This window comes from Streptococcus mitis SK1080 (assembly GCF_000220085.1).
In the GTDB taxonomy this organism is placed as follows: Bacteria; Bacillota; Bacilli; order Lactobacillales; family Streptococcaceae; genus Streptococcus; species Streptococcus mitis_K.
Genome location: NZ_AFQV01000015.1, coordinates 12,130 through 24,434, shown reverse-complemented (window position 1 = coordinate 24,434; position 12,305 = coordinate 12,130). Strand labels below are relative to the sequence as shown.

The 12,305-nt window shown below is 43.1% G+C and carries 14 protein-coding genes; 2 read left to right on the top strand and 12 right to left on the bottom strand.

What is annotated here, in order from left to right; genetic code table 11:
• The first annotated feature begins 34 nt into the window (after positions 1 to 34).
• Complete coding sequence (gene galE / locus HMPREF9957_RS06175; RefSeq protein ID WP_000167823.1) at positions 35 to 1,033, top strand: UDP-glucose 4-epimerase GalE; 999 nt, start codon at positions 35 to 37, stop codon at positions 1,031 to 1,033.
• Between the two features lie 293 nt (positions 1,034 to 1,326).
• Here galE and yidD read toward each other — a convergent pair whose 3' ends face one another.
• The 12 genes from yidD to treP form a co-directional block, all read right to left on the bottom strand.
• Positions 1,327 to 1,563: a membrane protein insertion efficiency factor YidD gene (gene yidD / locus HMPREF9957_RS0102320; RefSeq protein ID WP_025170696.1), complete on the bottom strand. Its 237-nt coding sequence runs from the start codon at positions 1,561 to 1,563 to the stop codon at positions 1,327 to 1,329.
• Positions 1,563 to 2,285: a pseudouridine synthase gene (locus HMPREF9957_RS06170; protein ID WP_001222223.1), complete on the bottom strand. Its 723-nt coding sequence runs from the start codon at positions 2,283 to 2,285 to the stop codon at positions 1,563 to 1,565. Before HMPREF9957_RS06170 ends, yidD begins: the two co-directional genes overlap by 1 nt.
• On the bottom strand, positions 2,272 to 2,841 hold the full coding sequence (gene scpB, locus HMPREF9957_RS06165) for an SMC-Scp complex subunit ScpB (RefSeq protein ID WP_000105305.1): 570 nt from the start codon (positions 2,839 to 2,841) through the stop codon (positions 2,272 to 2,274). Before scpB ends, HMPREF9957_RS06170 begins: the two co-directional genes overlap by 14 nt.
• Positions 2,842 to 2,859: 18 nt before the next feature.
• Positions 2,860 to 3,588: a segregation/condensation protein A gene (locus HMPREF9957_RS06160; protein ID WP_000351889.1), complete on the bottom strand. Its 729-nt coding sequence runs from the start codon at positions 3,586 to 3,588 to the stop codon at positions 2,860 to 2,862.
• Complete coding sequence (xerD, locus tag HMPREF9957_RS06155; protein WP_303659944.1) at positions 3,588 to 4,322, bottom strand: site-specific tyrosine recombinase XerD; 735 nt, start codon at positions 4,320 to 4,322, stop codon at positions 3,588 to 3,590. The genes HMPREF9957_RS06160 and xerD overlap by 1 nt, the downstream gene beginning before the upstream one ends.
• A complete protein-coding gene (gene cbpB / locus HMPREF9957_RS06150; RefSeq protein WP_000560711.1) occupies positions 4,319 to 4,780 on the bottom strand; it encodes a cyclic-di-AMP-binding protein CbpB in 462 nt (153 codons plus the stop codon). Before cbpB ends, xerD begins: the two co-directional genes overlap by 4 nt.
• Positions 4,777 to 5,298 carry a metallophosphoesterase gene (locus HMPREF9957_RS06145; protein WP_001118948.1) on the bottom strand — a complete coding sequence of 174 codons (522 nt, stop codon included), beginning with the start codon at positions 5,296 to 5,298 and terminating at the stop codon, positions 4,777 to 4,779. Before HMPREF9957_RS06145 ends, cbpB begins: the two co-directional genes overlap by 4 nt.
• Entirely contained in the window at positions 5,274 to 6,245 is a 972-nt protein-coding gene (locus HMPREF9957_RS06140; protein ID WP_000182444.1) for a nucleoside-triphosphate diphosphatase, read from the bottom strand. The genes HMPREF9957_RS06145 and HMPREF9957_RS06140 overlap by 25 nt, the downstream gene beginning before the upstream one ends.
• Positions 6,242 to 7,036 (bottom strand): glutamate racemase, encoded by a 795-nt coding sequence (gene racE, locus HMPREF9957_RS06135; protein WP_000370376.1) that lies wholly within the window; start codon positions 7,034 to 7,036, stop codon positions 6,242 to 6,244. The genes HMPREF9957_RS06140 and racE overlap by 4 nt, the downstream gene beginning before the upstream one ends.
• A 199-nt stretch (positions 7,037 to 7,235) precedes the next feature.
• Positions 7,236 to 7,484: a YneF family protein gene (locus tag HMPREF9957_RS06130; RefSeq protein ID WP_000364990.1), complete on the bottom strand. Its 249-nt coding sequence runs from the start codon at positions 7,482 to 7,484 to the stop codon at positions 7,236 to 7,238.
• 141 nt (positions 7,485 to 7,625) lie between these two features.
• Positions 7,626 to 9,251: an alpha,alpha-phosphotrehalase gene (treC, locus tag HMPREF9957_RS06125; RefSeq protein ID WP_000171235.1), complete on the bottom strand. Its 1,626-nt coding sequence runs from the start codon at positions 9,249 to 9,251 to the stop codon at positions 7,626 to 7,628.
• A gap of 63 nt (positions 9,252 to 9,314) precedes the next feature.
• A complete protein-coding gene (gene treP / locus HMPREF9957_RS06120) occupies positions 9,315 to 11,282 on the bottom strand; it encodes a PTS system trehalose-specific EIIBC component (protein ID WP_000514333.1) in 1,968 nt (655 codons plus the stop codon).
• Between the two features lie 290 nt (positions 11,283 to 11,572).
• On the opposite strand from treP, the gene treR reads away from it, so the two are divergent.
• Positions 11,573 to 12,283 (top strand): trehalose operon repressor, encoded by a 711-nt coding sequence (treR, locus tag HMPREF9957_RS06115; protein WP_000760667.1) that lies wholly within the window; start codon positions 11,573 to 11,575, stop codon positions 12,281 to 12,283.
• The last annotated feature ends 22 nt before the right edge of the window (positions 12,284 to 12,305 follow it).

Genomic DNA, 12,305 nt, shown 5'->3' with positions numbered 1-12,305 from the left:
TAAAATAGTACAAAACTAGGAAAAGGAAAAAATCATGACCAAAACAATCCTTGTTACAGGTGGAGCTGGCTACATTGGCTCCCATACCGTTAAAGCTCTTTTAAATGCTGGCTATCAGGTACATGTTCTAGATAATCTCTCTACAGGAAATCGTTCAGCTGTGGATAGTCGTGCTAGCTTTAAGCAACTAGATGTTTATGATGCTAGTGCCCTAAAAGCTTACTTAGAAGAAAATCAGATTGATGCTGTTCTTCATTGTGCAGGTGAGATTGTTGTGAGCGAAAGCATTGAAAATCCAAGTAAATACTTCACTGCCAATGTTGCTGGTATGAACCAAGTTCTCAAAGTCTTGTCTGAAGTTGGCATTCAAAAAATCATGTTCTCTTCGACTGCTTCTCTCTATGGCAATAACTGTATTGACAAGCCAGCAACTGAAGATACCCTGCTCGACCCTGTCAACCCTTATGCAGAAACAAAACTGATGGGTGAACGAATGATTTACTGGATGGCCAATCGCTACGATTGGAAATATGTCATTTTCCGTTACTTTAATGTTGCTGGGGCTGAAATGGATGCTTCAAACGGTCTACGTGTGAAAAATCCAACTCATATCATTCCAAATATCAACAAGACAGCATTGGGACAAAATGATAGCCTGAAAATATTTGGAGATGACTACGATACACGTGATGGTTCATGTATTCGGGATTACATTCATGTCTTGGACCTTGCACAGGCTCATGTTAAAGGAATGAACTACCTATTTCAAGAAGACAGTTCTTCTCAAATCTTTAACTTAGGAACCGAAAAAGGCTATACCGTCAAAGAAATCTTTAAAACTGCTGAAGAATTACTGAATCAAAAAATACCACACGAAATTGTTGCTCGCCGTGCTGGTGACCCAGCTAGCGTCCTAGCAGACGCATCAAAAGCTAAAAAATATCTTGATTGGAAGGCTAGCTACTCCCTCGAAGATATTATTTTATCGGATTATCATTGGCGTGTTAAAGAAGGTAAAAACATTTTGGAATAAATAGCAGAAACATCAATCATAAATAAAAGCACAGATAGATGGCACTTGATAAATACCAAGTATCATCTATCTGTGTTTTATACATTAGAATCCAATTTATACTCTTCGAAAACCTCTTCAAACCACGTCAACATTGCCTTGCCGTAGGTAGGGTTACTGACTTCGTCAGTTTCATCTACAACCTCAAAACAGTGTTTTGAGCTGACTTCGTCAGTTCTATCCACAACCTAAAAACACTGTTTTGAGCAGCCTGCGGCTAGTTTCCTAGTTTGCTCTTTGATTTTCATTGAGTATTATTTTGCATTTCTCTTTAAAGAAAAATGGTCTGGGACGGGGTCCTTACCTGTTTTCGACCAGGGATGGCAACGTAAAATCCGAGCCAAGCCCATCAAAACACCCTTGAAGCCATGTTTTTCAATAGCCTGAATCATGTAGTTGGAACAAGTCGGCTCAAAGCGACAAGAGGGTGGAAAGGCTGGGGAGATAAACCGTTGGTAAAAGCGCACAGGCACTATCAAAATTCGTTTCATTATTTCTTGGTTACAGCCATGGTGTGTAGTTGGCTGATTTCTTTTTTATTAAGACGGCGGGATTCTCCCGGACGAAGACCTGTCAAGTCTAGGTGTCCGAAACGAGTCCGTGACAACTTGTCCACTTGGAGACCGACAGCTTCAAACATCTTTTTAACCTGGTGGTTACGCCCTTCATGGATGGTCAACTGCACCACAGAGCGGTTTTTAACTGGGTCCACTTTGATAATCTCATAGACAGCCGGCTTGGTTTTCTTGCCATCAATCTCAAGTCCACGGGTCAAGGGGCGGAGATTATCCTTATTGGCCACACCTTTAACACGCGCGACATAAACCTTGTCAATCTCATTACGAGGGTGAATCATCTCATCCGTAAAATCCCCATCATTGGTCAAAATCAAGACTCCTGATGTATCCCAGTCCAAACGACCTACAGGGTAGATGCGCTCCTTCACGTTGGGCAAGAGGTCGACAACCGTCTTGCGGCCCTTGTCATCTGTCACACTGGAAATGACACCGCGTGGTTTGTTAAGCAGATAATAGACCTTTTCTTCATTGTAGATAGGTTGACCTTCCACTTCGACCTTGTCGCCTGACTTGATGGTCGTTGCTAGTTCACGTACCACCTGGCCGTTAACCGTCACCAAGCCTTGCTTGATCAGCTCTTCTGCTTTTCTCCTACTGGCCACACCTGCGTGGGCAATATACTTATTGATTCTCATCTTCTTCTATCCTTTCACCAAATAATTGGCTTTCTTGGGCTTGAATCTCAAGCTCATCAATCACTGGTAATTCTTCCAAATGGTTAATTCCCATGTAATCTAGGAAATAATCTGTTGTCACATAGAGGTTGGGGCGTCCCAACACTTCTTTTTTTCCGTCTTCTCGTATCAAGTCAAAGGCCTGCAACTTTGCCAAGGCCCCACTCGAGTTGACCCCACGGATGGCATCAATCTCTATCCGTGTGATGGGCTGTTTGTAAGCAATGATGGACAAGGTCTCAAGGGCAGCCCGAGATAAACTCTGGTTGATAGGTGCCTTAGAGTATTCCTTCAAAATCTCTGCAAATTGAGGCTTGGTCACCAATCTATAAGCGCCCCCTGTCTCAATCAGAGCCAAACTGGAATCTGGATCCTTTTCATACTTCTGGACTAATTTTTCTAAACTCTGCTGGATGCCTGTCGGTGGCAGAGAGAGGAGTTCAGCTAACTGGCGGACTCTAATCCCATCTTCACCCGCTACAAACAAGAGCGCTTCTATTTTTGCTAAAGTACTCATCTTTCCTCTCTATCAAGTCTAGCTTTTGGCCACTTGACTTTCTTCCTTCTTTTCCATGAGATAAATATCTCCGAAACTTTCCTCTTGCACAAGAATCAGCTCCTGAGTTTTGATTAACTCTAGGGTTGCCAAAAAGAGGGTAATGACCTCTTGGACATTCTGAGCTTCCTTGAACAAATCCTGCAAGCGCAATTGATCTCGTCCAGTCAAGGACTCTTTCACGATAACCATCATGTCCTCAATCTTATACTCATCCCGCAAGATAGTCGTGTGATTCTGGGCAAACTCCTCTTTTTTCTTTGCTAGGATATTTGAAAAAGCCAAAAAGAGGTCAATGGTCGTCTTGTCATGCACAAGCTCCGCATCTTCGTAAATCAACTCTGTCGGCGCTTTGGAATAATACTGGGCCCGATCTTGGTGCTTGGCTTCCAAGTGCTCCCCCAAGAGCTTGAACTTGCGGTATTCTTCAATTTGAGAGAGGAGATCCTGCTCTAGGTCATCCTCCAAATCGGTCACTTCCGCTACCTTTGGAAGAAGCTTGCGGCTCTTGATCAGCATGAGCTGACTGGCCATAACCATGTACTCGCCCGTCACTTCCAGACGCATGGCCTGCAGAGTTGAGACATAAGCTAGATACTGTTCAATGACTTCCGTAATAGGCACATCGTAGATATCCATCTGGTACTTAGAAACCAGGTGCAAGAGCAAGTCCAGAGGCCCTTCAAAATCTTTTAGTTTAATATCCATTATCTATATTTTTCTATGGTCAGGACTGTTTTTAATCCTAATTTTTTTGCAATTTCGTACAAATCGACCTTGTTTTCAATTTGTCGTAGAATGAACTGTTCCCGCAAGGCTTGGGCTGATAGTGCTGGAAAACCTTTCTCCTTGACAAAAGACTCTAGCTGACGAAAGGCCCACTGACGAGAATAGGCTTTCCCTGCCCTTTCAAAGAGATAGGTCTGCCCCATCAAGGGTTCCAACTCTGAAAGCAAGGTCGTGGGAATGGTAACAATCCTCTGTTGGGAAGCCTTCTTGATTCGCAACACCTGAAAATCCAGATTGATATCCGCAACCTTGAGAGCTAAAATCTCACTCGGTAAGAGCCCCATTTCTAGGATTAAGAGCGCTAGCAAGCGACCCTCTGGAACGTCACTTTCTTGCCAAAAAGAGTCTAGGTCTAACAGTTCTGGCTTTTCGGTCTTCTTTTCAGCTTGTTTGGCTAATTCCAAGCGGTAAAAGCTATCCACTTCTCCTTTTTGATAGAGAAAGTAGAGAAATTGGTTACAGGTCGAAATCTTTCGCTTCTGAGCGCTGATTTTTAGATTGACTAGCTGGGCTTGGTAAATCTTGAGACTGGTCTCAGAAATCCGCTCGCCTACAATGTCTAAAAATTGCTCCAAATCATACCTATAGGACTGCTTGGAATTGGCAGACAGACCCTGCTTTTCCTCTAAAAAGTCTGAAATCCTGTCTTTTATTTGCATCGAATCTCATATTCCTTACTAAAGTCATGCAAGAGGGCATTGACTGCCTTGAGGATAGACTTGCGCGTGATAATCCCTTGGAAAATACCAGACGCATCCACAACCGGCAAGAAGGACTCATCTACCAGCTTGTGCAAGACCTCCGTAATGGTAAAATCAGGAGAAACAACCGCTACATCTGTTCTCGTCATATGAACGATATCCGTATCTGCCATAATTTCTTGACTCAAGTCATGCTCCATCTGGTAAGCCATAATATCTCTGAGCCCAATAGTTCCAACAAAGTGTTTTTCATCTGTCACAACAGGAACACGGGTATAGGTCATCTGACTAAGCAAGAGGGTTGCATGATCCGCATTGTGGGTATCAATCAACACGGCTAGATTTTCAGCAGGGGTCAAAAAAGTTTCCTCCTGCCCCAACAAGAAAGTTTCAAACTCCTTGGCAATCATCGACTAAACTCCTTGGACAAGCCTGGATACACCTCATGGTCTCGTGTCAAAAAGTCCACTTTAAAATAACTATCATCAATCTCCACACGAGCATAGAGACATTCTCTGATGATCCCACGTGGTTGACTGATGGAACCTGGATTTAGAAAGAGGGTCTTACCTTCCATCCAAGCATTTGGCACATGCAAATGCCCATAGAGGCAGATATCGGCCTCTTCCTCCTGAGCCCAGTAGTCCAACTTTTGAAAGTTGAAATTGATGTCAAACAAGTGACCATGAGTTTGGATAATCTTGGTCGAACCAAGCTCGGTCACCAAACGTTCTGGGTAACCTGCATAGAAGTCCATATTCCCTTTAACAACACGGATGTCTTCCCAAAGGGGAGAATCAGGACGCAGTTCAGAATCGCCATTATGAAAAACGGCATCAACTTTGCCCACATAGCGATCACGGATTTCTTCCACAATCAAGCTATCGCCATGAGAATCGCTCATTACAATGATGGTTTGCTTTGCCATGATGGAAATACCTCCAAAAGTTTCTTAACGGCTAAGGCACGGTGAGATTGACTATTTTTTTCTTCAAGGGTTAATTCAGCTGAGGACTTGCCTGTCTCTCCTACAAGGAAGAGAGGATCATAGCCGAAGCCATTTTCACCCTTAGGTTCAAAGTTAATGTAGCCTGGCCAGTCTGCTTCAACAACCAAACTTTCCTTGTTTGGACTGGCTACGACTAGGGTTGTATGGAATTGAGCCGAGCGGTCCTTGAGTTCAAAGACCATGGCCAATTCGTGCAAGAGTTTGGCATTGTTTTCACGGTCAGTAGCTCCCACTCCTGCGAAACGAGCTGACCAGACACCTGGCAAGCCACCAAGGACATCGACTTTGAGACCTGAGTCATCTGCCAAAACCATCTTGCCCGTTAATTGAGAAATGGTTTCTGCCTTGAGACGGGCATTTTCTTCGAAGGTCATGCCTGTTTCAGCTACTTCAGGCAAATCAGGGTAGTCATTAAGATTTTCCACATCGTAGCCTAACTTATCAAAGATAGCTCGGAACTCTTTGGTCTTGCCTTCGTTTCGAGTCGCAATGAGCAAGGTTTCTCTGACCTTGTTTGTCTCAAAAAAGTCTTGAACATTAACCCCTTCTTTTGGCAATTCAACATATACAAGTTGCCCATTTTCAACTAAGAGAAAAGCCCCTTGACGTTGGATGACTTCCACATTTCGTCCCATTTCTTGGTTGAGGATATCTACCACAAAAGACAATAAACGGTAGAGAGAACCATAGCGTAAAACAGTAACAGAAACAGGAAAACCTCGATCCTCATCTCGAAATCTTTGGGCAAACTCCAATAGAGGAAAATCCAAGTCATCATCCGTCAACGTCCGGACGCCACCAAAAATACCATAGGACCCGACATACCAGTCCTGTTCATCCTTATATTCATAAATTTTATTTGTCATAATTCTACATGCTCCACATGAATCTCTTTTTCCAGCCATTCTTCACCAATTTGTGCAAAACTTTGGCTGCTGGCTGTTGTGTAAAAACGGTGATGGAGTGGTCCAGCATCGCGACCACGATTGATTTCAAAATAATTAAGTAAGACTGAGATGTCCCGTACACACTCTGCCCCACTATCGATAAGTTGAACCTTGGGCCCCATAACATTTTGAATAATAGGTCTGAGAAGCGGATAATGGGTACAACCCAAAATTAGGCTATCCACCTTCCCAACCAAGGGACGCAGAGTTTCATAGACCACTTTCTTGGTGACACTGGTCGACAGGGCCCCCGACTCAACCAAGGGAGCAAACTTGGGACAGGCCAAACTCTCCACCTGTAAGTCCGGATCCAAATCATGGATTTTCTGACGGTAGATGTCTGATTGTACCGTCATGGGTGTTCCAATCACTCCGATTTTCCCACCTTGGCTGGACTTGATAGCTGCCGAAGCTCCTGGCAAAATCACACCTAGGACAGGAATATCTAGTTGAGCCTTGATTTCTTCCCAGACGACGGCAGTCGCAGTATTACAAGCAATGACAATCATCTTGACATCCTTGGTCAAAAGAAAGTTGACCAACTGCCAAGTATATTCACGAATTTGCTCAGCAGGACGGGGACCATAGGGCGCCCGTGCCGAATCTCCAATATAGACGATTTCTTCATGGGGAAGCTGGCGCATGAGCTCGCGCACAACGGTCAAGCCCCCGACACCCGAATCCAAAAAACCAATTGGTCGATTATCCATACAGTCTTCTTTCTAGTCTTTTTTCTGATTGATAGTTCATTATGATTATTGATCCTTATGAACTGAAGGACAGCCTAAGCAACAACTATCTCTCTTAATCATAATCAAATATCAATAGAATGCAAGGAAAAAGTCTCATCCCTAAAGCATAGCCAACATAGTGAGAAGTCTGGAACTTTCATCCCAGACTTTTCCTTATTTATTTTTTCTTTTTATTGTTAGCAAGGGCTGCTTTTTGTTGGCGGATGATTTGGTGGTAAACTTGTTGTACCTTAGCTTCGCTTGGTTTTTGACCATTTGCACTCAAAAGAGTACGAACTGCTTCAGCATTCAAACGTGGGTTGTCAGCAAATTCTTTTTCAATTTGCTTACGAACCAAGTACATTCCTCCAAGAGCTCCTCCTAGAAAAGCTAGCACAATCAATACAATTGCTAATAGTAAATCCATCATTTTTCTCCTGTTTCTTTTTGAGTCTCTTTCATTATACCATAAACTAGCCACCCTGACTAGTTTGTTTTACGCTTTCAGGGAGGGAATAGACAGCAAAAAGAACCCTGCTTTTCTGCGAAAGAGGGCTCCTTACTGAGTTTAATTTACATAAATAGCTAGTGTTTGATACGGTTTGAGTAGAATTTTTTCAGACACTTCTGCATCTTCATAGTTTGAAAGCAAAATCTGTCCATTTTGGTAGGCTACTGGTAAATCGATTTCCACTTCTGTGGCATAAAAGTTATTGAGCACTAGCAACTTTTGATCCTCAAACTGGCGTTCAAAAGCATAGACTTGTTTGCTATCTTCAAAGGCTGGTTTGTAACTTCCTTCTGAGATGATAGGCATTCCTTTACGAAGTCGAATCAAGTCTTGGTAGAAGGTGAAAATCGGACCTTGGATTTCATTTTCTACATTGATGTGAGGGTAGGATTTTCCTGCCTTGAGCCAAGGTGTCCCTACTGTAAATCCTGCATTTTCCGAAGAATCCCACTGCATGGGAATTCGTGAATTATCACGCGACTTAGCCTGAATAATCTGGAAGGCTTTTTCCTGACTCTTCCCTTCCTCTAAGAGCATCTGATAGGCATTGAGCGATTCGACATCCACATAATCAGCAATAGAATCATAGTCTGGGTCAATCATCCCGATTTCCTCGCCCATATAGATATAAGGTGTCCCACGTGAAAGGTGAATACTGGCCGCTAGCATGGTAGCTCCTTCCTTGCGGAAGTTTTGAATATCAACAAAACGGTTTAAAGCGCGTGGTTGGTCGTGATTGTTCCAGAAGAGGGCGCTCCAACCACCTTTATCACTCATTTCCTTACCCCAACTATGGTAAAGACTCTTCAACTCTTCAAAATCAAAGGGAGCCAAGGTCCACTTTTGCCCATCTTTGTAGTCCACTTTGAGGTGATGAAAATTAAAGGTCATGGATAATTCCTGACGGTCAGGCGACGAATAGAGGACACAGTTTTCCATGGTTGTAGAAGACATTTCCCCAACTGTCATAAAGCTATCGTCTGATCCAAAAGTGGCTTGATTCATCATACGCAAATAGTCATGAACGATAGGCTTGTCTGTATAAGCTGGCTTTCCTTCATTTTCAGGACAATCCACTAAGACTTCATCCTTGCCAATCAAATTGATCACATCAAATCGGAAACCTTTAACACCCTTGTCGCGCCAAAAATTAACGACCTTGAAAAGCTCTTTACGAACATTGAGATTGCGCCAATTAAGGTCAGCCTGGGTCTCATCAAAGAGGTGAAGATAGTATTTCCCCGTATCCCCGAAAGGCGCCCAAGCAGAGCCACCAAACTTAGACTGCCAGTCTGTCGGTTGGTCTTGGATGAAGAAAAAGTCTTGGTAGTACTGGTCGCCAGCTAGAGCTTTCTGAAACCATTCATGCTCTGTCGAACAATGATTGAGGACCATGTCCAGCATAAAGTCAATCTTGTGTTCTTTACCAACACACACCATTTCCTCAAAATCAGCCATATCACCAAAAAGAGGATCTACTGCCATATAATCTGAAATATCGTAACCATTATCCCGTTGAGGGCTTGGGTAGAACGGATTGAGCCAGACCATATCCACGCCCAGTTTGGCTAGATAGGGGATTTTTTCGATAATTCCACGTAAGTCCCCAATACCATTGCCAGTGGTGTCTCTGTAAGATTTTGGATAGATTTGATAGACTACTTTTCCTTTATCAAGTGTCATCTGTTTCTCCTTTTCTGATAAAAGGGAGGAAGCAGTCTTCCGTCCCTATTTGTGCTATTTTGATTAGATTCGTGTTGCGACTATGAGAGCTTCTCCAGCTTGGATTGTTGTCGGATAAGTTCCAGTGATGGTCGCTGTATAAGCATCTTGATTGGTAATAATGATAGGAGTTTCTGTTACCAGACCTGCAGCCTTAATGACATCCATATCAAAACGAATCAGTTTCTGACCAACTGTGACATGATCTCCTTGGGCTACAAGACTTTCAAATCCTTTGCCATCAAGACCAACTGTATCCATACCGATGTGAATGAGCAATTCCACTCCCTCATCAGAGACAATACCGATGGCATGCTTGGTAGGGAAAAGAACCGTCACTGTCCCATTGACTGGAGAAGTCAACTCACCTTGACTTGGTTCAATGACCAGACCTTGCCCCATGACACCTGAAGCAAAGACTGGATCAGTTGCTTGACTTAGTTCTTTTACTTGTCCTTCAAGTGGGCTAACAATTTCTACTGGAGTATGTTCTACTGGTTCATGGCTCACAAATTCTGCTTCTTCTTGAGCAACGAATTCTGCCTGCAAGTCCGTATCGTCCTCTGTTTTTGTAAAGAGACCGGCCTTGCGGAAGAAGAAAGTCAAGAGCATTGGAACAAGAATAGCGACTAGCATAGTTCCTGCAAATGGCAACATGTATTGAGGTTGAATAGAGAGGATACCTGGCAAACCACCGATACCAATAGAAGCCGCAGTTACATTAAAAGTAACGGATAACATGCCTGCAAGAGCTGAACCAGTCATTCCAGCTACAAATGGATAGATGTATTTGACATTGACCCCAAAGAGGGCTGGTTCTGTAACACCAAGATAGGCTGAAATAGTGGCAGGAAGTGAAACCTGAGCCTCACGCTCATCATGACGGTGCATGAAATAGTAAGCAAATACGGCCGAACCTTGGGCAATATTAGAAAGAGCAATCATAGGCCAGAGGGCAGTTCCACCAACATCCGCAATCAATTGTGTATCAATAGCATTGGTCATATGATGTAGACCTGTGATGACAAATGGAGCGTAGAGGGCACCAAAAATCGCACCGAAGAGCCATTTAACTGGACCCGTCAAACCTGCCAATACAACTGATGAAAGTCCTTGACCAATTGTCCAACCAATTGGTCCCAAAACAGTATGAGCCAAAATCAAAGCTGGAATCAATGACAAGAAAGGCACAAAAATCATGGAAATCACTTCTGGAATATGCTTGCGCCAGAAAATTTCAAGATAAGACAGACTCAAACCTGCAAGCAAGGCTGGAATAACTTGGGCTTGGTAACCGATACGATTAACAGTAAAGTAACCAAAATTCCAAACCCAGTTTGCCGCAATATCAGCTGCTGGCGTTGAAGCAACCGCATAGGCATTGAGCAACTGAGGCGATACCAAACAGATTCCGAGAACAATTCCCAAGATTTGGCTGGTTCCCATCTTACGAGAGACAGACCAGGTAATCCCTACTGGTAAGAACTGGAAGATAGCTTCACCCGGCAACCAGAGGAAGTGATTAACCCCTGCCCAAAACTGAGAGGATTCCGTGATGGTCTTGCCATCCAACATAGACCAATGCACACCTTCCAAGACATTACGAAAACCAAGAATCAATCCACCAACAATCAAGGCTGGAATAATCGGAGTAAAGATTTCCGCCAGAGTGGTCATGACACGTTGGACCACGTTTTGATTACTCTTAGCTGCAGACTTGGCTGCTTCTTTGGAAACACCCTCAATGCCTGAAACAGCTGTAAAATCATTATAAAAAATCGGCACGTCATTCCCAATAATCACCTGAAATTGACCTGCATTTGTAAAAGTTCCTTTAACAGCTGGAATTGATTCGATAGCCTTGACATTAGCCTTCTTATCATCTCCTAAAACAAACCGCATCCGTGTCGCACAGTGAGTGACGGCAGTCACATTTTCTTTGCCTCCAATTGCCTGAAGCAAATCTTTGGCTTCTTGTTCAAATTTTCCCATTTGATTCTCCTTATACTTGTCAAAGCAAGTTTGATTTGATAGTTCTATTGTAAACGATACCAAACTTGTCTGCAACTTGTTTGGTGTAAAAAGAGGATTTTTTCGTCATTTTTCTGGAACTTGTATGGTAAAATAGATACAGGTGTTCATTAAACTAGACTAAAAACCCATTTAATACTCAGTGAAAATCAAAGAGCAAACTAGGAAGCTAGCCGCAAGCTGTACTTGAGTACGGTAAGGCGACGCTGACGTGGTTTGAATTTGATTTTCGAAGAGTATAAGGAAGCCAAATGAAGAAATATCAACAACTATTTAAGCAAATCAACGAAACCATTCAAAACGAGACTTACGCTGTCGGAGAGTTCCTTCCTAGCGAGCATGACCTCATGGAGCAATATCAAGTGAGTCGTGATACCGTCCGAAAGGCTCTGTCTCTCCTCCAAGAGGAAGGATTGATCAAAAAGATAAGAGGGCAAGGTTCTCAAGTCGTCAAAGAAGAAACACTCAATTTCCCTGTATCCAACCTAACCAGCTACCAAGAACTAGTCCAAGAACTTGGACTGCGCTCTAAAACCAACGTGGTCAGTCTGGACAAAATTATTATTGATAAAAAATCCTCACTAATAACTGGCTTCCCAGAATTTCGTATGGTTTGGAAGGTGGTCCGCCAGCGTGTGGTGGATGATCTGGTATCCGTTCTGGATACGGACTATCTGGATATGGAACTAATCCCAAATATCACTCGCCAAATTGCTGAGCAGTCTATCTATTCTTATATAGAAAATGACCTCAAACTCCTTATTGATTATGCTCAGAAGGAAATCACCATCGACCACTCAAGCGACCGAGACAAGATTCTCATGGACATTGGCAAAGACCCTTATGTCGTTTCGATTAAATCAAAAGTCTATCTCCAAGACGGACGCCAATTTCAGTTTACCGAAAGTCGCCATAAATTAGAAAAATTTCACTTTGTAGATTTTGCAAAGCGTAAGAAATAAAAGACTGAGACACCACATCTCA